The sequence below is a fragment of the Acinetobacter sp. YH12255 genome, assembly GCF_013417355.1.
Classification (GTDB): domain Bacteria; phylum Pseudomonadota; class Gammaproteobacteria; order Pseudomonadales; family Moraxellaceae; genus Acinetobacter; species Acinetobacter pseudolwoffii.
In genome coordinates, this window is the sequence record NZ_VPEC01000001.1 from 128,979 (window position 1) to 151,123 (window position 22,145).

At 43.1% G+C, this 22,145-nt stretch carries 18 protein-coding genes; 8 read left to right on the plus strand and 10 right to left on the minus strand.

The features are described 5' to 3' along the window. Positions 1-22: 22 nt before the first annotated feature. Both proB and cgtA read right to left on the minus strand, forming a co-directional pair. Entirely contained in the window at positions 23-1,156 is a 1,134-nt protein-coding gene (gene proB / locus FTV30_RS00665; RefSeq protein ID WP_074383013.1) for a glutamate 5-kinase, read from the minus strand. 27 nt (positions 1,157-1,183) lie between these two features. After that, positions 1,184-2,401 (minus strand): Obg family GTPase CgtA, encoded by a 1,218-nt coding sequence (gene cgtA, locus FTV30_RS00670; RefSeq protein WP_180000441.1) that lies wholly within the window; start codon positions 2,399-2,401, stop codon positions 1,184-1,186. 265 nt (positions 2,402-2,666) lie between these two features. Here cgtA and FTV30_RS00675 point away from each other — a divergent pair, with 265 nt between their 5' ends. Continuing rightward, positions 2,667-3,860: an MFS transporter gene (locus FTV30_RS00675; protein ID WP_074383014.1), complete on the plus strand. Its 1,194-nt coding sequence runs from the start codon at positions 2,667-2,669 to the stop codon at positions 3,858-3,860. Positions 3,861-3,885: 25 nt separating this feature from the next. Here FTV30_RS00675 and FTV30_RS16155 read toward each other — a convergent pair whose 3' ends face one another. The 6 genes from FTV30_RS16155 to uvrB form a co-directional block, all read right to left on the minus strand. Continuing rightward, positions 3,886-4,479 carry a hypothetical protein gene (locus FTV30_RS16155; RefSeq protein ID WP_252721249.1) on the minus strand — a complete coding sequence of 198 codons (594 nt, stop codon included), beginning with the start codon at positions 4,477-4,479 and terminating at the stop codon, positions 3,886-3,888. A 29-nt stretch (positions 4,480-4,508) separates the two neighbouring features. Beyond that, on the minus strand, positions 4,509-4,883 hold the full coding sequence (locus tag FTV30_RS00685) for a helix-turn-helix domain-containing protein (RefSeq protein WP_074383017.1): 375 nt from the start codon (positions 4,881-4,883) through the stop codon (positions 4,509-4,511). Positions 4,884-5,070: 187 nt separating this feature from the next. Beyond that, on the minus strand, positions 5,071-6,528 hold the full coding sequence (locus tag FTV30_RS00690) for a glyceraldehyde-3-phosphate dehydrogenase (protein WP_005096443.1): 1,458 nt from the start codon (positions 6,526-6,528) through the stop codon (positions 5,071-5,073). Between the two features lie 251 nt (positions 6,529-6,779). Continuing rightward, complete coding sequence (gene rarD, locus FTV30_RS00695) at positions 6,780-7,712, minus strand: EamA family transporter RarD (RefSeq protein WP_074383018.1); 933 nt, start codon at positions 7,710-7,712, stop codon at positions 6,780-6,782. Positions 7,713-7,875: 163 nt separating this feature from the next. Next, positions 7,876-8,463 (minus strand): lipocalin family protein, encoded by a 588-nt coding sequence (locus tag FTV30_RS00700; protein ID WP_100328754.1) that lies wholly within the window; start codon positions 8,461-8,463, stop codon positions 7,876-7,878. 145 nt (positions 8,464-8,608) lie between these two features. Next, the gene (gene uvrB, locus FTV30_RS00705; RefSeq protein WP_005096439.1) at positions 8,609-10,630 is read right to left on the minus strand and encodes an excinuclease ABC subunit UvrB; all 2,022 of its coding nucleotides are present in this window, start codon (positions 10,628-10,630) and stop codon (positions 8,609-8,611) included. Between the two features lie 233 nt (positions 10,631-10,863). Here uvrB and FTV30_RS00710 point away from each other — a divergent pair, with 233 nt between their 5' ends. Continuing rightward, the gene (locus FTV30_RS00710) at positions 10,864-11,652 is read left to right on the plus strand and encodes a hypothetical protein (RefSeq protein WP_180000823.1); all 789 of its coding nucleotides are present in this window, start codon (positions 10,864-10,866) and stop codon (positions 11,650-11,652) included. Positions 11,653-11,953: 301 nt separating this feature from the next. Here the strand turns inward: FTV30_RS00710 and FTV30_RS00715 are convergent, their stop codons facing one another. Next, on the minus strand, positions 11,954-12,133 hold the full coding sequence (locus FTV30_RS00715) for a hypothetical protein (protein ID WP_074383020.1): 180 nt from the start codon (positions 12,131-12,133) through the stop codon (positions 11,954-11,956). Between the two features lie 438 nt (positions 12,134-12,571). Here FTV30_RS00715 and FTV30_RS00720 point away from each other — a divergent pair, with 438 nt between their 5' ends. The 4 genes from FTV30_RS00720 (at position 12,572) to FTV30_RS00730 (ending at position 16,023) form a co-directional block, all read left to right on the plus strand. Beyond that, positions 12,572-13,642, plus strand: coding sequence for an OmpW family protein (locus FTV30_RS00720; RefSeq protein WP_074383021.1), 1,071 nt, complete (start codon positions 12,572-12,574; stop codon positions 13,640-13,642). A 154-nt stretch (positions 13,643-13,796) separates the two neighbouring features. Then, complete coding sequence (locus tag FTV30_RS00725; protein ID WP_180000824.1) at positions 13,797-15,011, plus strand: MFS transporter; 1,215 nt, start codon at positions 13,797-13,799, stop codon at positions 15,009-15,011. After that, entirely contained in the window at positions 15,004-15,138 is a 135-nt protein-coding gene (locus FTV30_RS16160; RefSeq protein ID WP_005096435.1) for a hypothetical protein, read from the plus strand. Before FTV30_RS00725 ends, FTV30_RS16160 begins: the two co-directional genes overlap by 8 nt. Before the next feature lie 555 nt (positions 15,139-15,693). Beyond that, positions 15,694-16,023 (plus strand): four-helix bundle copper-binding protein, encoded by a 330-nt coding sequence (locus FTV30_RS00730; RefSeq protein ID WP_100355231.1) that lies wholly within the window; start codon positions 15,694-15,696, stop codon positions 16,021-16,023. Between the two features lie 138 nt (positions 16,024-16,161). Here FTV30_RS00730 and sthA read toward each other — a convergent pair whose 3' ends face one another. Continuing rightward, positions 16,162-17,577 carry a Si-specific NAD(P)(+) transhydrogenase gene (gene sthA / locus FTV30_RS00735; RefSeq protein ID WP_100355232.1) on the minus strand — a complete coding sequence of 472 codons (1,416 nt, stop codon included), beginning with the start codon at positions 17,575-17,577 and terminating at the stop codon, positions 16,162-16,164. Positions 17,578-17,790: 213 nt separating this feature from the next. Here sthA and lipA point away from each other — a divergent pair, with 213 nt between their 5' ends. Both lipA and FTV30_RS00745 read left to right on the plus strand, forming a co-directional pair. After that, positions 17,791-18,804, plus strand: a complete 1,014-nt coding sequence (lipA, locus tag FTV30_RS00740) for a lipoyl synthase (RefSeq protein ID WP_180000825.1) — start codon at positions 17,791-17,793, stop codon at positions 18,802-18,804. Between the two features lie 717 nt (positions 18,805-19,521). Next, entirely contained in the window at positions 19,522-22,026 is a 2,505-nt protein-coding gene (locus tag FTV30_RS00745) for an acyl-CoA dehydrogenase (protein ID WP_180000826.1), read from the plus strand. The last annotated feature ends 119 nt before the right edge of the window (positions 22,027-22,145 follow it).

Below are 22,145 nucleotides of genomic sequence, written 5' to 3' on the forward strand. Positions count from 1 at the left end.
TTGAAATTTAAATCTGAATGACTTAGTAGATCGCCATATGATTGCGGTGAATCATCTCGAGTGAACGCGCTTCACCTAAAACCTGATGCACTTTATCAGAAGCCAGACCACGTACAATATCTGCCGAACGCGAACTAAAGTTAACACGACCGACTGCAATTCGGTGACCTTGTGTATCCACACATTCCACCACATCACCGCGCTCAAAATGTCCTTCAACCGCTTTGACGCCGACAGGCAACAAGCTACGATGATTGTCTTTAATGGCCTTTACCGCACCATCATCAATCACCAAACGACCTGCCGTTTGCAGGTGTGCTGCCAACCATTGCTGATGCGCGGTCATCCGATCTTTGTCAGTCACAAACAAGGTTCCTAACAATTCACCAGACATCAGACGAGATAGCACAGCATCACTATCACCGCTTGCAATTAAGGTCGGACAACCGGACTTTGCCGCCAGTCGTGCAGCACGAACTTTGGTCAGCATGCCGCCGCGACCAAATTTACCACCACCACCGGCCATATCAAACAGGCTCTCATCCATCGCACGTACCGTATGGAACAGTTTGGCATCTGGATTCGAGCGTGGATCTGAGTCAAACATACCTTCCTGATCCGTTAAGATAATCAGAAGATCGGCATGCACCTGACCTGCCACCATGGCAGCCAGCGTGTCGTTATCACCAAAGCGGATTTCATCGGTAGAAACGGTATCATTTTCATTGATCACTGGAATCACGCGCCAGTCAATCAGGTTCTGCAAAGCATCACATGAATTGAGATAGCGGCGACGATCTGCCAGATCATCATGGGTCAATAATACCTGCGCCGTTCGAATCTGGTGTTTCTCCAGTACGCTTGACCAGGTATGAATCAGGCCCATCTGACCAATGGCAGCACAAGCCTGAAGACTGGGTAGATCGGTGGGTCGATTCTCAAGTTTCATTCGCACCATACCTTCAGCCACAGCACCGGAAGACACCAGAATAATCTCGTGTCCTGCATTGTGTAGATCTGCGATTTGTCCCGCCCAGTGCGAGATGGCATCTAAATCTAAACCTTGTCCGTTTGCTGTGAGTAAAGATGATCCGATTTTAACAACGATTCGTTTACAACCCTTGAGCTGACGCTGCCCATCTACCACTTCTATCATCTTGTCCTCAGACTCTTCTCTCAGAGATTAGCGTACGTAGTACACTTCCACATCACTATCATCATCGCCATCTTCATCATCTTCGTCGTCGCCCAGAATACCGGCAAGACGTTGCTGACGACGCATCTCACGATACGCTTCTTTTGCAGCGATGGTTTGTTCACGTGTTTCAGCTTCAAGCTGATCACGGAATGCTTTCATTTCTGCTGCATATTCTTGATCTTCAGCTTCGCGTTCACGCTGCTCTTCGATCTGATCCATCAGGTAGTAAACCACGTCTTTGGTACCTTCAGCGGTTAAGCCAGAAGTTTCAAAAACCGGGCCTTCCCACTGCAATTCTTCAAGAATATGAGTACACCATTCTTCACGTGTTTCTTCAGCCAATTGGTCGACTTTATTCAGCACCAATACGATCGGCAGTTTTGAAAGTGTTGGGGAGAAATTTTCTAACTCTTTCAAAATTGCTTTGGCATTATGCGCCGGATCTGAACCATCAATCGGTTGTACATCAACGATGTGTAACAAGATACGGGTACGTGCCAGATGCTTCAGGAAGCGAATCCCCAGACCTGCACCTTCAGATGCGCCTTCAATCAGACCCGGAATATCGGCCATCACGAATGAACGGTGACTGTCGGCATCGACCACACCCAGGTTTGGCACCATGGTGGTAAATGGATAATCTGCCACTTTTGGTTTTGCCGCCGATACTGCACGAATGAAGGTTGATTTACCCGCATTTGGCATACCCAGCAAGCCCACATCTGCCAGAACTTTAAGCTCCAGACGGATTTCACGGAATTCGCCTTTTTGACCATGCGTACACTTACGTGGTGAACGGTTGGTCGATGATTTAAAGTGCGTATTTCCTAAACCACCGTCACCGCCTGCTGCCACTTTCACGCGTTGACCATCTTCGATCAAATCGCCAATAATGTCGCCAGACTCAACATCTACAATTGTTGTTCCGACTGGAACTTTTAATACGGTGTCTTCACCGCCACGACCAGCACAGTTCGCCCCACGGCCATTTTTTGCTCGTTCTGCACGGAATTTACGTGTATAACGATAATCAACTAGCGTACTGGTGTTGTCGTCAGCCTGTATATAAATACTGCCACCACGACCACCATCACCACCATCTGGACCACCAAATGGCACGAATTTTTCACGGCGAAAACTGGCTACGCCATTGCCACCGTCGCCAGCCTCTACGGTAATGACTGCTTCATCAACAAAGCGCATATTGCCAATCCTCTAAAAACTTTAAAACCCCATATTCTGCCATATTTTAAAGAATTTCTCGACTATATTTATATGCTATTCCATGAAGATCGCTTATTTAATCCTGTCATGTTATTGAACAGCCATTAATTTTTGATAAGTTTCAAAACTAAGCTCTATGCTTTTGTTTTAATATACTTTTTAATGATCACTTGATTGTTTTTAATTATTTCTGCTTTGTCGTGCAACTGCCTATAGTGTAGGCAATGTTAAAAGAGTCGGGCCTATGAGCAATTCAGAAAGGAAATCTGTCAGTCCATTGTCATCACAATTTGTATTATTGATGGCAATGGCATGTGGCTTATGTGCAGGCTCTGCCTATTTTAACCAGCCTCTGATCTATTCAATCGAGAAAAGTCTGGGCATTAGTACCAGTCAGGCCGGTTTTGCCGTGGTGATTGCACAGATTGGTTATGTCCTCGGCTTAATGCTTTTGGTTCCTTTGGGAGACTTTCTGAATAAACGCAAACTGATCGTTAACCTGATGGTCTTTGCAGCCATTTCGCAGATATTGCTTTCATTCAGTACGACTTTATCAATGTTATATCTGTTTACCTTGTGTGCCACCTTTGGCGCAATCTCGGCGCAGATCTTAATTCCTTTTGCATCGACCATTAGCCCACCTGAATCCAGCGCTGCTACAGTGGGTAAGCTGATGAGTGGGTTGGTGATGGGAATTATTCTGTCACGTACCTTTGCCGGCTTTGTTTCCACTTACTGGTCTTGGGAAGGTGTGTATTTATCCAGCGGTGTGATCACCTTGCTCTTTGCAGCACTCATGTGGAAAAAACTACCCGATACTCAAGCTCAGGCAGGCTTAACTATTGGTGACATTTACCGCTCTTTGTTTAGCCTTGCAGGTCAGAATCCACATTTAATCCGGCGTGCCTGTGCGGGTGCCTTGGGTTTTGGAATTTTATCGATGATCTTTACCTCGATGACTTTTGTATTAGGCAATGCACCTTATTATTTCACCGATTTCGAAATTGGGTTATTTGGCTTACTGGGCGTGATCGGGATTTATTCATCAAGCTGGTCAGGCAAAACCGTAGGACAAGGTAGAGAAAATCTGGTCGCCAAGCTATGCATTGTCCTGATGTTCGGCTCTACACTGCCCTTATATTTTGCCCAGCACAATATTGTAATCTATGCGATTGGTGTGCTGATGGCCTACTTTGGTCTGACAGCCTTCCATGTTTTGAATCAGAATCTGGTTTATCGGATTGATCTTAAATCGCGTTCACGTATTAATGCAGTCTATATGACGATTTACTTTAGTGGTGCCGCTTTAGGTTCGCTTGGTGCAGTCTATGCCTGGGAGCAGTTTGAATGGATCGGTTGCGTGATCCTTGGCTTTATTTTCTCGATTGGAATTTTACTGATTGATCGCTTGGATTTTAAGAAAATGCAAAATGCTTGATTCACAAAGGAATAAATCGATCGGTTTATTCCTTTTGGTAAAGTACATACTTCATTAACTCTGTTCTAAGATTAGAATTTTGTTCTCGATGAATACTACCTAATTGAGGTGTAATATTCGCGATATGTTCCAAATTTTCACTACCAACCAGTGCGTTATATCTTACATAGTTAAGCAAACATTGATTTTGAAATCTCCTAATTTGGTCTTTTAATTCTCCATCAGATATTGCTTTACCTAAAAATTTAAAAGCATCTTCTTGCTCATTAAATATAGATATAAATTTTTTATTCAATATTTTTATACTTTCATTTCGATCAGGTTTATAAATTAAATAATTACATATTTGATTACTAAGATGCTCAAGCTCAACAAGTTGAATAACTAGTCCTTTACAATAATTAGCAATTACTTCTATCCCTTTCTGCTCTCGCCAACTGGTATAGGTCATTAATATTGCAAGCGGTGCAAAGATCGTTGCTGACCAAAGCAAGAGATTGGTCGCTAAAGCAATATCAACATCTAAAAGTTTGAAGATTGCATAAATCGCAATGCATAAAACTAAAATGATTGCATACACTGCCAGTAAAGTAGCCAACAGATTTTCTGACTTTTTCATCTCTTGCTACCCCAAAAGCAATTTAGCTTCTATTTGGCAACACGTTGTTTATTTTCTAAAATTTCTGGTAAACCATGTTCAATCCAGTGAATCATTTGCATCACTTTATCTGCAGCTTGTGAACCGGTAATGGTCAACTGATATTCCACTTTTGGTGGCACAACCGGATAAACCGTTCTGAGCACAAAACCATCTTGTTCCAGCACTTTTAAAGTCTGGGAGAGCATCTTTTCACTCACCCCTTCAATCCGTTGTTTCAGTTCACTAAAACGATGCACACCTTCACTCAGGCAACGCAACACCAAGACCGACCATTTATTGGCAAGATGTTCCAATATTTCACGTGATGGACATTCAGTTGATAAAACCTGCCCTAGTAACGGACTAATTGCATAATTTGTCATAAATCTATCTCGGGATTTTATTACTTACTGATTTTAATATACTTACTCTTTGTAAGCTAACAGATTAATATTTCGTCAGCAAGCTGATTTACATTTCGTGATTGAATCGAATCCACCCGACTTCAATAAAAAATAAGTATAAAAAAAGAGCCTCCATAGAGACTCTTTTTTAAACTACATCAACAAATTATGCATTTGTTTCTGCAGGAACTTTAGGATAGCTTACGCCGCCCATTTGTTCAGCAATACGTAATACCTGGCAGCTATAACCCACTTCGTTATCGTACCAAACATAAGCAGTTAAACGGTTGCCTGAAGTGATTGTTGCTTGCGCGTCAAATACACCTGCAGTGCGTGAACCAATAAAGTCAGAAGAGACCACTTCAGTCGAGTTGGTATAACCGATTTGACCTTGAAGGATCGAACCGATTGAAATCTGACGAATATATTCGTTTACTTCATCACGATCAACGTCTTGACCTAAAGTCAGGTTAAGAATTGCAAGTGATACATTTGGCGTAGGAACACGTACAGAATTACCTGTCAATTTACCTTGAAGTGCTGGCAGCGCTTTAGCAACTGCTTTCGCTGCGCCAGTTTCAGTAATAACCATGTTCAATGTTGCAGCACGGCCACGACGGTCCGCTTTATGGTAGTTATCGATCAAGTTCTGGTCGTTTGTGAACGAGTGAACTGTTTCAACATGACCATTTAACACGGTGTATTTATCATGCAATACTTTCAGTGTTGGAGTAATTGCGTTAGTCGTACAGCTTGCAGCAGAGATGATGCTATCTTCAGCAAGGATGTCCGCCTGGTTCACACCGTAAACCACATTCTTCATGTCACCTTTACCAGGTGCAGTCAAAATAACACGAGCAGCGCCCGGGCATTTCAGGTGTTGAGCAAGACCTTCAGCATCACGCCATTTACCAGTGTTGTCGATCACAAGTGCATTGTTAATACCATATGCTGTGTAATCCACTTCAGAAGGATTAGACGCATAGATCACTTTAATGAAGTTACCGTTTGCAATAATTGCTTCGTTTTCTTCATCTACAGAAATCGTGCCTGCAAATGGGCCATGAATCGAGTCACGACGCAGTAGAGATGCACGTTTTTCCAAATCACCATCAGATGATTTACGAACCACGATTGCTTTCAGGCTAAGACCGCGACCCAGACCTGATTGACCAATCATCAAACGTGCCAGGATACGACCGATACGACCGAAACCATAAAGAACTACGTCTTTATGTTCTACAGCAGCAGCATTACCTTCTAGAGATTTAACAGCGTCTGCAACAAATGCATCGATGTCGCCGCCTTTTTCTTTAAATTCAACAGCAAGTTTACCTAGATCAACTTCAGCAGAACCGATGTTCTCAACTTTCGCCAATGCTTCAAGAATTGGGAATGTATTTACAACCGAAAGTTCAACATCGAGTACGCGAGTACGGCGGTGTGCTTTCAAGATCTGAATCACAGAACGGTTAATTAAAGAGCGACCATAAACTGTAGCTACAATATTTTTTTCACGATATAACTGACCAACAAGGGCAATCATGCGTTCCGCAAGTTCTTCACGGTTTTTCCAGCGACCTTGGTGCTCTGCATGTAGGGCAACGATAGTGTCTTTGCTCACAGATACGTCCTCTAATTAATTGTAAATCTAGGCATAAATTTCAAAACCCCATAATTGTAATGGAATTGGAGGCAACTTTGAATCAAAAGCTCACCGAGACGAGTGGTTTTTAACGTATATTCACTATAAATCTGGGAAATAGTTGCAATTAGCTAAATGATTTTGCATTCAAAAATTTTAAAAGCATGCGTTTTCCCGTACGGAGCAGAAATTTGTTAAATGTTGTTTATTCATTCGATCTCTTTTTAATTTTAAGAGTCTAGTCGATCCTGATAGTTTGCCAGATTTTTTTTAAGCGCTAATTGCTGTTTACGCTGCTTAAATAGATGCAGAATTCCTTCAATCACCAGCACCAATACGGCAAGCCAAATTGGAATATAAGTCAGCCACTCGCCAGCTTCCACACGCTCCCCCAAAGCCATCGAGGCAAAGGCCAACAGCACAGGTTCCAGATAACTCAACAATCCAAAGATCACAAAGGGTAAATATCGGCTGGCGAGAATATAGCTACCGAGTCCCAGTGCGCTCAAAAAACCCAGTACCAATACTGCCCAGATCAAATGAGAATGATTTAACATGAGCTGCATCGAGTCGCTATAAATAAAACCCAGATAAAATGCAGCGGGCAAAATCAGAAATAGATCCCACCAGAAGCCCCCCAAATGATCCGTAGCAAATTTACGCCGCATGAAAAAATACAAAGGATAGGCCAAAGCCACATAGACCGTTTCCCATGCGATTGAACCAATTCGCCAGATCTCATGCCCTACACCCAATACCGCCAAAGCGACAGCGACCATCTGGAATGATGACAATTTTTCTTTATAGAGCATACAGCCGACCAGCACCATCACCAGAGGCAACAAAAAATAGCCGAGTGAGACTTCTAGGCCACGGCCATTGATAGGGCCCCACAAGAACAGCCATAATTGTGTGGTACATAACAAGGAGCTGATCAGCAGCCAGATCAACAAGGCAGGTTGCTGCAAAACCCGCTTAAAGATACTGCTGATATGTTGCAGATCACCCGACCACCACATAAAGGCAGTTAAAAACGGAATCGTGGCCAGCATGCGCCAGGCAAAGGTCTGTTCACTATCTAAAGGCTGTAAGAAAGGCGTAAATACATAGAGCACCCCGAAAACCACCGAGGCCAATACAGATAACGCAATGCCTTTATACATAGTCAAACTCTACTTTCATTCGCCGGCATTATAACGATTAGTACACTAGAAAGCTTGATGCTTCATCTATTTAAAGTGAAATTACTACCCCACTTTAAACTAGATTTTTAGGCATAAAAATAAAAAACCATGCCTAAGCATGGTTTCGATTAAGAAGATATTTCTATCTTTGCGTTTGTTTGGTATGAATCACATCACTCAGGTCATAACCCACAGACTGTGCATATTGCAAATATTCGTTTACAACATTTTTATCTAATTGCGGATTACGTGACAGTATCCACATGTATTTACGTTTAGGCTCACCGACCAGAACGGTTTGATAATTCTCATCCAGTTTTAAGACCCAATAATCGCCACGCCCGACCGGAATCCAGCGAATAAATTCGGGCAGGAAACTGACTTTTAATTTGGTATTTTGCGGTGGATCTTGCACAAATGCCTCACCCAAGGATTGGGTGGGCTGACCATCTTTTTTCATACAGCGGTTATCGACCACAATATTGCCATTTTCATTTAAGGTATAGGTTGCAGTGACATCACGATCGCATTTATTTTGAAAAGACAAAGGCTTGCGCGCCACTTCATACCAAGTCCCCAAATAACGGTCCAGTTCTACTTTTTCAACAGTGGCTAATGGCTCATTTTGCGCATAGGCCATCGTCGCCGCGCCAAAACCAAGAAGAACCGCACTACCCACAGCAATTTTTGCCAGCTTCAATCCATTACCTGAAGAATTTTGAGTTGTCATAAAAATACCTATTATATGTTCACAAAATATTTATTTAAAAATTTTCTGTTCTTACAATAGCCTTATCCAAGCACTTGATTTGTTACATTATGTTTGGTTTATGATTGACTTTAGGTCATCGAAATAAAACTTCATGTAAAAAAAATCAATCAAACATCTGGGCTTTTAAGCGCAAAATTTCATCACGCAGACGTGCAGCCTGCTCAAACTGTAACTCTTTAGAGGCTTTCAGCATTTCCTTTTCAAGCTTGTTAATATGCTTCGCAAACATTTTCGGGTCTGCCATGATATGTCGTTCATCTGCACTGATCGCGCGCGCCTGATCAGAAGCTTTCAATTCAATTGAATCATCATCCAATATTTCACCGGTATCGATTTCCTTGATTACCTGACGGACTGCGCTACGCGGAGTAATACCATGCTCTTCATTAAACTGAATCTGCTTGGCACGACGTCGATCTGTCTCATCAATGGCTTTTTGCATTGAGTCAGTTATTCGATCTGCATACAAAATCGCCCTCCCTTTCAGGTTACGCGCAGCACGCCCGATAGTCTGAATGAGAGAACGCTCAGAACGCAGGAAACCTTCTTTATCGGCATCCAGAATCGCAACCAGTGACACTTCCGGCATATCCAGACCTTCACGCAGCAGGTTAATCCCGACCAGCACATCGTGTACGCCAGTACGCAGCTCATGAATAATCTTGACGCGCTCAACGGTGTCGATATCCGAGTGTAAATAAGCGACCTTAATCCCGTACTCTTTTAAATAAGAGGTCAGGTCTTCTGCCATGCGCTTGGTCAAGGTGGTGACCAGTACCCGCTCATTGATATCTTTGCGCAGATTAATTTCTGAAAGTACATCATCGACTTGCGTCAGTACCGGACGAATTTCAATTTCAGGATCGATCAGACCGGTCGGACGTACCACCTGCTCGACAATCTGCTGCGATTTTTCCAGTTCATAACGTGCTGGCGTTGCGCTGACATAAACGGTGGTCGGGACAATGCGTTCCCATTCTTCAAATTTCATCGGGCGGTTATCTAGCGCGCTTGGCAAACGGAAGCCGTAATTCACCAGATTTTCTTTGCGCGAACGGTCACCTTTATACATGGCACCAATTTGTGGCACAGTCACATGCGATTCATCAATAATCAGCAAGGCATCATCGGGAATATAATCGAACAAGGTTGGCGGCGCCTCGCCTGAAGGACGTCCAGACAAATGACGCGAGTAGTTTTCGATGCCATTGGTATAGCCCAACTGCTGCATCATTTCCAGATCATAACGGGTACGCTGTTCAATCCGCTGCGCTTCCAGCAATTTGTCATTTTCACGAAAGAACACCAGTCGTTCTTTGAGTTCTTCCCGAATGGTTTCAATCGCGCGGGATAAATTGTCTTTTGGCGTGACATAGTGACTTTTGGGATAAATCGTCACCCGCGGGACTTTGCGCACCATTTTTCCGGTCAGTGGATCAAACCAGCGGATGGAGTCGACTTCATCATCAAACAGTTCAATCCGGATGGCATCCTGATCCGATTCTGCCGGAAAAATATCGATAATTTCCCCACGAATACGATAAGTACCGCGCAGGAATTCCAGTTCATTACGCGAATACTGCATTTCGACCAGACGGCGGATAATGTCATCACGACCAATGCGGTCGCCTTCCACCACATGCAGCAACATGCTCATGTAGGCATTCGGATCACCCAAACCATAAATTGCAGAAACTGATGCGACAATAATTGCATCACGACGTTCTAATAATGATCGGGTCGCGGAAAGACGCATCTGGTCAATATGGTCATTAATTGCGGCATCTTTCTCGATAAAAGTATCTGAAGATGGCACATAAGCTTCCGGCTGATAATAATCATAATAACTGACAAAATACTCGACGGCGTTATTCGGGAAAAATGCTTTAAATTCGCCATAAAGCTGTGCAGCCAGCGTTTTGTTATGTGCCATGACAATGGTCGGACGCTGGGTCTGTGCAATTACATTGGCCATGGTATAAGTCTTACCCGACCCGGTAACGCCCAGTAAAAGCTGATCATGAAAGCCCTGTTCAATACCCTTGACCAGCTTTTCAATGGCCTGTGGCTGATCACCTGCGGGTTGATAACTGGTTACTAATTCAAAGGGTTGCTTATCAGTCACAGCTACATGTCTCAACTCGAATGCGGATCAGGAATTTTAGCAGATTTCAGACTTGCCGGAGCAGATTCCATAGCCAAAATACCGAAATCCAACAGATGATGACAGTCGAGAAATATGTTGAGAATTCTCATATTTAGTCAGTCTTTCAACATTCAGGCCATCCCTGCTTTTTACTTGACCCCAACCCCGATCAAAGGCAACATGAAGATCAGGATGGCCTCGAATAGACAATTATGACTTACCACTATCACGATGAAAGTATTGTTAAATCCCTTCCGGAAAATACCGTGTTTGTTTTTGGCAGCAATCTGGCGGGACAGCATGGTGCAGGTGCAGCAAGAACAGCGCTTGAGCATTTTGGTGCAGTGATGGGCGTCGGTCGTGGCTGGTCGGGTCAAAGCTATGCGATTCCCACCATGAACGAGCATTTGCAGCAAATGCCGCTGTCACAAATCCAGCACTATATCGATGACTTCAAGATTTACACCAAAAACCATTCTAAAAATAAATATTTTATTACGTCTTTAGGATGCGGGATCGCAGGTTATAAAGTCGAAGAAATTGCACCGATGTTTAAAGGCATTTCACGCAATGTCATTTTCCCGCAATCTTTTCGCCCTTTTGTAGAAAAACCTTTACCTAAACTAACAGCAAATTTCCTACATACCATATTCCGTGATTCAGTCATTTTAACTCCGGCGACGGATGAACTGATTGAAGAACTACCACTAAGTGAAAATGAAAAAAGTCTGGCAAGAATTATTTTAAATACCCAGATCTATCCAACCGACAGCAATGGGCGGGAACGTGTCTTTGAAATTGAAGATATTCTGCATAACCTAAATACTAAACTGGTCGACTTCCAGAGTCATTCAGAAGGCGGCATGCTGTTTGGTGGTGTAATTTTAGCGCTACTTGAGCTATATAATCTCAATGAAAAAGACTTTATTGATGTATGGCAAGGAGTACGAGAAATTGCGCCACCGAAACCGGAAAATAAAGCACGTAAAACTATTCGCTAATAACTTATCTCTCTAAAAGCCAATTTCTGAATTGGCTTTTTTATGGGTATAAGATGTGCAAGGTCAATAGATCAACTAATTATTTTATTCTGCTTAGCGATGAGCTTTTTGAGATGCTGCATGTATTCGATCAAGATCATGCAAATGAGAAATGAGAAATGAGAAATGAGAAATGAGAAAAATCTGGCCAGGGTTTTATCTGCTCGAGAAATAAGGAAATAGATGAAATATTAATTGCTGAATATCTAAAAATTTACACAAAAAAAGCCATGACTCATCATAGCTTTTTGAGTTCGACCAATTAACGTTTACCCATTGAACGACGCGTACCGCGTGGTGGCATCCAGGTACGGTCAGCATAACGCTGCGGTCTTGGTCTTAAATCTTCCAGAACTTCTTCCGCAGCATTTTGCTCCGCTTGTTTGATCGGGAAAGGCAAATTAACTAGGGGCTTTTTTTGGGGAGGCGTTTGGGTGCTCATATGATTCACTCAATAATATATGTGCCTATTGTACAAAAAAACTCAGGTGACTGGGTAGCATGATCTAGGATAAATTCATCCAGCTCTTTTTCTGGCTGCAGTCATGCAGAAAAAAACTAGCCAATTCTCAAACCACTTCCCCCCCTGTGCTTTGTCTCAACTCAAACATGAGCGTCAAATACAAAATCAAAAACATGCTGATAAAAAGACCAAATGTTTTCTAAGGCCAGCTGGGCATAATGGACTTAAATAGCTATTTTTCAGGTAGTTTGATCTAAATAACCCAATCCCACAAAACATAAAATATACGATAGATACAAATATTAACCAACGGTTAACCTTTGACCTGTTGTTCTATAACTGAATTTTTTAATGAAATTCACATAATAAATTTACTAGAAAAACGAATAAACACAGTGGACATGGAGTTCCAAATCAATGAAAACAATGCTGGCATGTATGGCAGGCCTAGCCACTTTACCTATGGTTGCACATGCAGATTCACCTTATTTTAGTCTGCAGGATGGAGATGGCTTTAAGCGCTTTTCTGTATCAGTCGGTGCCTTGCATGTCATGCCGCAAGGTAAAGCACAGCCTGTTCGTGTCAATACTGCGATTAATGAAGGCTATCAATCTAAAGTTGGAGATATTCAGGCGCAAACCGTCATAGACAACCTTGACCCCGACCGCAAACCAAACCGTGTGGTTGAAGGATTAGTCAGACTAATTGGTGCATTTGGGGGTAAAGTATCTAGTGGCCTTTCTGGAGATTCCTACGTATATGGTCTTTCAGAATGGGATAATCCAGGAACAGGTCTGGAAGCCGATGATGTCACTACCTTAGGCATTATGTCCAACTACTATTTTACCGATAATATTTCGTTTGAAATGAAAGCCGGCATTCCTCCCAAGGTCGATATCAAGGGCAAAGGCACAATCTATGCGCCATTTGCCGCTGTGGCAACGCCATTAGGCGGGATTGCAGGTAATTTGAATCTTGCTAATGACATTAGAATTACAGATCTAGCCCAGTCTAGCAAAGCAGCAGAAGCACGTGCCTGGACCCCTGCTTTTGAATTCCAGTATCATTTTGGTAAAACCGGGGTCAATAAATTCAGACCTTATGTAGGGGTAGGCTTAATGTACGCTTATTTCAATGAGCTTGAAATGGATAAAGGCATTGAATCTGATCTCGTTGCTGCAGGTCATATGATCCAGAATATTATTAATCAGAATGCTGGTGCTTCCTTGGAAATGAAGGACAGTACTGGCAGAATGAAAGTGGATCTTGAGGCTACCGATGCCTTTGCTCCCGTAGCGACTGTGGGCTTCACTTATGATTTCAATGAGAAATGGTTTGCAGTTGGTTCAGTATCTTATGCCCATTTGAAAAATGAATCTAAAATTACAGTAATTAATGAAAATACCGGACAAACCCTGATTAGCTCAAAAGCTGATGTGGAAATCAATCCTATTCTGGCCTATGCAGGATTCGGGATGCGTTTCTAATTTCAAGATCAGGTTTTAGGAAAACGGCTTCGGCCGTTTTTTTAAGCTTAAAATATTGATAAAAAAAATTTATCTTTTGATTAATTTTTATTTTATCGCCTCCATAGCTTGAATCGAATACCATAAGCGCTTATTTCATCTGCATGCTCACCCTATGTCCGATACTCCATTTTCCAAAGCGCTTATTTTTATGCTGATTGGCTCCGCTATCATTCTGGCATTGTCATTGGGCGTACGTCATGCATTTGGTCTTTATCTGGTGCCGATGAGTGATGAATTTGGTTGGGGACATAATGTTTTTAGCTTGGCGATTGCCATGCAAAACCTGATCTGGGGAGCAGTACAACCCATTACTGGAGCCTTCGCAGATAAATATGGCAGCAAGATTGTCGTTGCCGTAGGTGGGGCACTCTATGCCGTGGGCTTGCTACTCATGGCGATCAGTTCTACTGGACTGCTGTTAAATCTGAGTGTGGGCCTGATTTTAGGTCTGGCCCTGTCTGCAACATCTTTCCCGGTTTTACTGTCTGCTGTAGGACGTGCTGCACCACCAGAAAAACGCAGTCTGGCGATGGGTATTGCCAGTGCGGCCGGATCTTTTGGCCAGTTTATCATGCTGCCTTCGACCCTGTTGCTGTTACAGAATGTCGGTTGGTCAGGAGCATTGGTGGTCAGTGCGATTTTGATTGCCCTGATTGTACCACTGGCCTGGATGCTGAAAGCACCAATGTATATTCATCCAAATGCAGCATCTACACCCAATAAAGTGTCCCTCAGTTTTAAACAGATTCTGCTGGTAGTGAAAAATCATAAACCCTTCTGGTTTCTGTCTATGGGCTTTTTTGTCTGCGGTTTCCAGGTGGTATTTATTGGCATTCACCTGCCGGGTTATCTGATTGATCACGGTTTTAATGCCACCACAGGGACTATTTTTCTGGCATTGGTGGGTCTATTTAATGTGGTCGGCACCTATACTGCGGGCTGGCTCGGGGGTAAATATTCCAAGCCGCATTTGTTGATGGGTCTCTATGGCTTACGCGGGATCGCAATTATTGCCTTTCTCATGCTGCCACTGAGCACATGGACAGTCTATGCCTTTGGTGTCATTATGGGATTACTCTGGCTATCGACCGTTCCGCTCACCAACGGCATTGTGGCGAATATGTTCGGGGTGAAATACCTGACCATGCTCAGCGGTATCGTGTTTTTTACCCATCAGGTCGGCTCGTTTTTCGGTGGTTATCTTGGCGGAGTCAATCATGACTTGAGTGGTAATTATAATGCTGTCTGGATGCTGTCGATTGCCTTAAGCATTTTTGGCGTATTGGTACATTTCTGGGTCAATGAGGAGCAAATTGTGCATGACTGATTCTATGCTCATACTCAAAATCTCGATTGCTGTGGCGCTCTTGCTTTTATTCGCTCTGTCGGTGGCATTATGGATCCAGACACCGCAGCTGTTTGAATACTTTAATCAGGCCTTTTGTGCGCATTAAACTGCTGAAATTTACTCAGCTAAATAAACACAATTCACAGCACAATAACTTAAATGATTCATAATCAATAGAATAATAAAAATACAAGGTTATTCATAAACTGATCATTACTTTTTTAATTTTATTTCAATCTGGAAATTTTCTTAGATGCTCATGAACAAGAAAATTCCGAGACTTTACACTCCCGTTGTCTTTTTCCAGCCGATCAGTACCATTTGCTTAAACGGATCAGTCTTGCCAGTAGTCGCCCGTTTTAATGAGAAACATCATAATAAAAAAGGGATAATCCAGCCTTCCAGAAGAATTAGATCAGCGAGGTATACACTTTCAGCATTGAGGAACTAACCACCTCAACGGTGTTTTATTTTTGGAATATTGCCAGTTCTGCTCGAGTGAATTTTATTTTCAAGCTTAATCAATATAAGATTCTTTCGTATATCCTTTACATAACCAAGTTATTCTTTACTTTTTCTCACCTAATTAACCTAGTGTGTTTTCCTTTTTCTGCTTAGCGTATTCAGTCATGAATATGTTTATCGCCTTAAGGAGAAAAAGATGAATACCAGTCATTTGTCAGATTGTGTTCAAACCTGTATGAGCTGCTCCCTCACCTGTATTGCTTGTGCAGCTGCCTGCTTAAAAGAAGAACATGTAGAAATGATGCGTGAATGCATCCAGCGTTGTCTGGATTGTGCCGATATTTGTCAGCTCTGCGCGCGTATGGAGCAGAAGCAATCGCCTTTTATGCAGGAAATCTGCGAGCTGTGTGCCAAGGCTTGTGATTATTGCGCAGAGGAATGCAGTCAGCACCAACATGAACATTGTCAGCAATGTGCAGAAGCCTGTCGCCGTTGTGCAGAAGAATGCCGAAAAATGGCTGCTTAAAAACCAAGTTAATCAACTTTATCTTCATCCGAATTGAATTGGTCAATGCTTTATCTTCTAGCTGATTTAAAGCATTTAAAACAAAAAACCCGCAAGCCTTCACTTACGGGTTTTTTAAATCCAAGGCAAACATCTCGCTTAGAATAAACGATTCATACCATTGAGTGTCGCTACACGGTAGGCTTCCGCCATGGTCGGATAGTTAAACGTGGTTTCCACAAAATACTTGATCGTATTGTTTGGACTGTTCATCACCGCCTGACCAATGTGGATAATTTCAGATGCATTATTACCGAAGCAATGTACACCCAAAACTTCCAGCGTTTCACGATGGAACAAAATCTTTAATTCGCCCATAGTGTCACCGGTAATTTGCGCACGCGCCAAATGACGGAACGAGGCCTGACCGACTTCATACGGAATTTTTTCTTCAGTCAACTGCTGTTCAGTTTTACCAATCGAAGAAATCTCGGGAATGGTATAAATTCCGGTTGGAATATCAGTAACGGGGGCAACGTCTGGCTCACCGCTCATATTGGCACCCGCGCAACGACCTTGGTCATAAGCAGCAGATGCAAGCGACGGCCAACCGATTACATCACCGGCAGCATAAATATTTTCAACTTCAGTCTGATATTGATCATTTACAGTCAATTGACCACGGCTGTTTGGTTTCAGACCTACATTTTCAAGACCTAAACCATCGGTATTGCCTGAACGGCCGTTACACCACAAAATTGCATCGGCTTTAATTTTTTTGCCGCTTTGCGTGTGCATCACCACGTGATCATCAAATGTTTCCAGGAAGTCGATCTGTTCATTGTGACGAATCAGCACCCCTTGCTCACGCAAGTGATAAGACAGCGCATCGGAAATTTCATCATCCAGATAGCTTAACAGTTTGTGCTGGGTATTGATCAAATCAACTTTATGCCCAAGACCAATAAAAATCGATGCATATTCACAGCCAATTACACCTGCGCCATAAATAATGATTTTCTGGATAGAAAAGTCCAGATCCAGAATTTTATCTGAATCAAATACACGTGGATGATTAAAATCAAGAATTTCTGGGCGATACGGACGTGAACCGCTGGCAATGACCAGTTGCTTAAACACCAAGGTTTCTTTAATGCCGTCTGGACTAAATACAAAAATAGTATTTTGATCCTGAACATAGGCTCGACCATGATAGATATCGATCTTGTTACGGTCATAGAACCGTGAATGTGTATCTACTTGTTGTTGAATCACTTTATGCGCATGACGCAATACTTGCTTCATGGTGAACTGTTTCCAGTCCCCAACTTTCTGAAACAGTGGATCACGTTGATAACGGATAATACTGGATACCGTTTGACGCAATGCTTTACTTGGAATAGTACCTACATGGGTACAGTTACCACCTAGCTGTTCACGCATCTCAACGATTGCAACACGCTTACCAGATTTGGCAAGTTTCATTGCCGCGCCTTCGCCCGCAGGGCCCGAACCTAGAACTACCGCATCATATTTAACGAAAGTCCCACTAACGACCTCTTTTTTACGTGGCATTCAACGCTCCTCAAAATTAAAAAATTCACTTTAATCTACCTGCTTATTATGACGTAAATCCTGTTGATTTTGTGTATTTAACTCACATATATTGGTTGATGAGAACATTTTTTAAATGAATACCCCTTTTTGCCCTATTTATAGCTAAGTTCGTTATAATAAACGCGCTATCTTTGATCATCTCCCCCTTCAAAAACAGTGGAAAAGTTGAATATGTCTGAAAACCGTAAACCTGAACAGGGTGTCAAACTTCGTGGCGCAGAGAAAGTCGCTCGTATTCCTGTAAAAGTGATCCCTACGGTTGAAACACCACGTAAGCCGGACTGGATTCGCGTAAAGATGGCAGCGCCGGAAGAAGTACAACGGATTAAAACAACGCTTCGCGAGCAAAAACTACATACTGTCTGTGAAGAGGCAGCCTGTCCAAACCTGCCTGAATGTTTTGGTGGCGGTACCGCAACCTTTATGATTATGGGTGATATCTGTACCCGTCGCTGTCCATTTTGCGATGTAGCACATGGTCGACCAAATGCATTGGATGCAGATGAACCGCGCCACATGGCCGAAACCATTGCTAATCTTGGGTTGAAATATGCCGTGATTACCTCTGTAGACCGTGATGACTTACTCGATGGTGGTGCGCAGCATTTTGTCGATTGTATTAAAGAAGCACGTGCTTTAAGTCCAAAAACTTTACTTGAAATTCTGGTACCGGACTTCCGTGGCCGTATGGATATTGCACTGCGCATCATGACCGAATGTCCACCCGATGTGTTTAATCATAATATTGAAACAGTGCCGCGTTTATATAAGGCGATGCGTCCAGGTTCTGATTATCAGCACTCTTTAAACCTGTTAAAAATGTTTAAAGAATATTGCCCGAATATTCCAACCAAATGTGGCCTGATGGTCGGTATTGGTGAGACTGAAGAAGAAGTGCTTGCCTTACTTGACGATTTGCATGCACACGGCGTGGACTATGTGACGATTGGTCAGTATCTACAGCCTTCTAAAGAACATGCAGCGATTGATCGCTTTGTGACCCCTGAAGAATTCGAACGTTATACCGAACATGGCCAAAAACTGGGCTTCCGCAATATCTGGGCAGCACCCATGGTTCGTTCAAGCTACTTTGCCGATCGTCAATACTACGGCGAACCGGTTCCAGCAGTGCGTCGTAAAACTGACCCTGCCAAGAAAATTGCTGTTAAGGCCATTGAAGCTTAGTCCTGTTTAAACCAATGAAATAAAAGCCCCCTCAAGTAGAGTAATGCCAGTCAGTTAAGCAATTGACTGGCATTTTCTTTTTTAAATTCAGTATTATATTTGATAGATAGCAAAGTCATCCGCAACTGTTTGAGGCATCAGGTGTATTGCACCGCAAGATTAAAAAAATGATGGTTTCCATGACAAATTGACGAGTCGATAGTGGCTGACGAGTTTTGCAGTGAGGGATCACAAGATGCCTTCCTTGCGAAGTTTCGCTTCTCATTTGGGCAAAACCAAAGTAACAAATGTTTTACAAATATTTGATTTAAAAAGTTAAGACTCCATCTTGAACGACCTTGAACGACTAAGCAGTTAAAGAGTCTATTTCTAAATTCTTTAACTGATCAGCTTTACTCTCCAGTAGAGGGCTTTTTAATATCCATATTAAAATTTTACTGAGCGTTAAACCCCATTTTTTATTTTAGATAAAGATTAAGTCATTACTTATCTTCACATTTCTTTGCGCGTTCTCACTTGAAGATTGATCATTTTTCCAACAACCTCAAAATAGATGCAAGACTTAAACATATCGTTGCCATACTTAAAAAGATCATTCTCACAAATCCAATGCTAAACCTGTCTGATTCTCGAACGACTAAAAATGAATGAACGGTGGTGAAATATCCGAGAAATCCAGACAAAGCCAGTGTTGTATAAATCTGGAGAAATATAACAATGTCATTTATTTTCGCTGTGCTACTGCTATTACTGAGTTTATGGGCAGTTTTCTATTTTCAGCTCTCGCGTAGTGCAGGTGCAATCGTGCTGATGGTCGTGTCAGTGGTCTGTGCCTTTCTTAGTCCGTGGTCACTGATTCTTGGTATCCCGCTCATCCTGATCAGCCTCGTGGTGATAATCGACCCTTTGCGCATGTCGTTTATTTCCAGACCGGCCTATAAAGCACTGGCCAATGCCATGCCGAGCATCAGTCCGACAGAGCGTGAAGCACTCGACTCTGGAACCAGCTGGTGGGAAAAAGAACTGTTTATGGGTGCACCGAACTGGGAAACCTTTAATAGCTATCCTTATCCAAAACTCTCGCTAGAAGAACAGGCCTTTCTGGACAATGAAGTTGAAACCTTGTGCAGCATGCTGGATGAATGGGAAATTCACGAGCAGAAAGCGCTGCCTGATCATGTCTGGCAATATATTAAGGAGCATGGTTTTTTGGGCCTGATTATTCCCAAAGAATATGGTGGTCGCGCATTTAGTTCTTTTGCTCAAAGCCGGGTGATGAGCAAGATTTCCTCTCGCTCCCTCACCACGGCCGTGAGTTGCATGGTACCGAACTCTCTCGGCCCGGGTGAACTATTGCTGCATTATGGTACTGAGGAACAGAAAAACCGTTACCTGCCGGGCCTGGCGCGAGGTGAAGAAATTCCCTGTTTCGGCCTGACCAGTCCTGAAGCCGGCTCTGATGCAGGCGCTATTCCCGATACTGGCGTGGTCTGCTATGGCCAGTTTGAAGGTCAGGAAGTCCTAGGCTTGCGAATGAATTTTTCCAAACGCTGGATTACGCTGGCACCCATTGCAACAGTGGTAGGTCTGGCCTTTAAAATGTATGACCCGGATCATCTTTTGGGCGAACAGACAGAATATGGTATTACCTGTGCCCTGCTACCTGCCAGTCACGAAGGGGTGCAAGTAGGTCCTCGTCATAATCCCGGCCCACCATTCATGAATGGTACAGTTGAAGGTAAAGATGTATTTATTCCTCTGGACTGGATTATTGGTGGCGTAAAAAATGCCGGTAAGGGCTGGCGCATGCTGATGGAATGTCTGGCTGTGGGTCGTGGCATTTCCCTACCGGCACTGTCTACTTCTGCGGCAGAAATGACTTATTTAAATGTCGGGGCTTTTTCCCGAATCCGTCAACAATTTAAAATTTCAGTCGGCAAGTTTGAAGGTGTTCAGGAAGTCAATAGTGAAATTGCCAGTGATACCTATATGCTGGAAGCTTTCCGTTATCTGGTGACTTGTGGCCTTAATCAGGGCGGCAAGCCTGCTGTAATGACAGCGATTGCCAAATACTATGCCACGGAGGGAATGCGTAAGGTAGTAAATCACGGGATGGATGTGGTCGGTGGCCGCGCCATTCAGATGGGGCCACGTAATTTTCTGGCACCTTATTATCAGGCAATTCCTGTCTCCATTACCGTTGAAGGTGCAAATATTCTCAGTCGTTCCCTGATGATTTTCGGTCAGGGTTCAATGCGCTGTCATCCTTATCTTTATGAAGAGTTACAACTCTTACAGGCTGAAGACCCGGCAGCAGCACTCAAGCCTTTTGATCATTTACTGTTTAAACATCTGGGTTATACCTTTAACCGTACCGCCCGTTCCTTTGCCTACGCATTTACGGGTGGTTCAAGTACAGCACCTCAAAGTGCGGTTGAGTTTACCCGACCTTATTACAAGGTCATTAACCGGCTGAGCGCCAACTTTGCCTTAACCGCAGACATGTGTCTGGGTTTGCTGGCAGGCGATATCAAACGCAAAGAAATGCTGTCCGGACGTCTCGCCGATATTCATGCTCACCTGCTTATTGCCTCCTCTATTCTGAAGTATTTTGAGCATAGCAAAAAGACTGAAGCTGAACGTTTGCATGCACAGCTTGCAATAGAAAAGTCACTCTATACAGCGCAGGAAGCATTTTATGATCTGTTTGCTAACTTCCCGGCCGGTGCAGCAGCAGGCATGGTCAAGCTGTTATGTTTCCCATTTGGCCGTCCTGTACACAAACCCTCAGACCAGCTTAAACAGCAGGTTGCAAATAGCATGATGGAAGATAACGCATTCCGTCAGGTATTGAAAAAGCATGTCTATTACAATACCCATGAAACTGATGTCACTGGACGCATGGAATCGACTTTCGCTTTGCTACTGGATATTGAACAGCTTTGGGATCGCTTTAAAAAAGCTGAAAACAAAGGTCAGTTTAAAGGTTTAAGCTTTGCCGAGCATGTGACAGATGCACAGCAACATGGCTTTATTAATGATAGAGAAGCAGAAAAACTGCTTCACTATAATGCACGTCGTTATGACAGCATGCTCACAGATGTCTTTGATCTGCATTTACAGGAAGTATTGGAGTTGGAGAACCCCCATATCCGTAAAGCAGATGCGACAGGAACCGATACTTCTGTTCAAACCGATCCTTCACACTCAACTTCGCCTTAAATCAAACTTTGACCAAAGGTGTCATAAATTCCAAAGTGGGATCGTAGTTGAATATTTCACTTTAGAACCTTTCCAAGTGGCTTTTTAGCCACTTTTTTACGACTATGGCACGATGGTAT

Coding starts and splice junctions, on each gene's coding strand:
- lipA (WP_180000825.1), top strand. CDS start 17,791: ATGTCTGAAAACCGTAAACCTGAACAGGGTGTCAAACTTCGTGGCGCA.
- FTV30_RS16160 (WP_005096435.1), top strand. CDS start 15,004: ATGACTGATTCTATGCTCATACTCAAAATCTCGATTGCTGTGGCGCTC.
- FTV30_RS00675 (WP_074383014.1), top strand. CDS start 2,667: ATGAGCAATTCAGAAAGGAAATCTGTCAGTCCATTGTCATCACAATTT.
- FTV30_RS00730 (WP_100355231.1), top strand. CDS start 15,694: ATGAATACCAGTCATTTGTCAGATTGTGTTCAAACCTGTATGAGCTGC.
- rarD (WP_074383018.1), bottom strand. CDS start 7,712: ATGTATAAAGGCATTGCGTTATCTGTATTGGCCTCGGTGGTTTTCGGG.
- proB (WP_074383013.1), bottom strand. CDS start 1,156: ATGATAGAAGTGGTAGATGGGCAGCGTCAGCTCAAGGGTTGTAAACGA.
- cgtA (WP_180000441.1), bottom strand. CDS start 2,401: ATGCGCTTTGTTGATGAAGCAGTCATTACCGTAGAGGCTGGCGACGGT.
- FTV30_RS00700 (WP_100328754.1), bottom strand. CDS start 8,463: ATGACAACTCAAAATTCTTCAGGTAATGGATTGAAGCTGGCAAAAATT.
- sthA (WP_100355232.1), bottom strand. CDS start 17,577: ATGCCACGTAAAAAAGAGGTCGTTAGTGGGACTTTCGTTAAATATGAT.
- FTV30_RS16155 (WP_252721249.1), bottom strand. CDS start 4,479: ATGAAAAAGTCAGAAAATCTGTTGGCTACTTTACTGGCAGTGTATGCA.
- FTV30_RS00720 (WP_074383021.1), top strand. CDS start 12,572: ATGAAAACAATGCTGGCATGTATGGCAGGCCTAGCCACTTTACCTATG.
- FTV30_RS00685 (WP_074383017.1), bottom strand. CDS start 4,883: ATGACAAATTATGCAATTAGTCCGTTACTAGGGCAGGTTTTATCAACT.
- FTV30_RS00725 (WP_180000824.1), top strand. CDS start 13,797: ATGTCCGATACTCCATTTTCCAAAGCGCTTATTTTTATGCTGATTGGC.
- FTV30_RS00745 (WP_180000826.1), top strand. CDS start 19,522: ATGTCATTTATTTTCGCTGTGCTACTGCTATTACTGAGTTTATGGGCA.
- FTV30_RS00715 (WP_074383020.1), bottom strand. CDS start 12,133: ATGAGCACCCAAACGCCTCCCCAAAAAAAGCCCCTAGTTAATTTGCCT.
- FTV30_RS00710 (WP_180000823.1), top strand. CDS start 10,864: ATGACTTACCACTATCACGATGAAAGTATTGTTAAATCCCTTCCGGAA.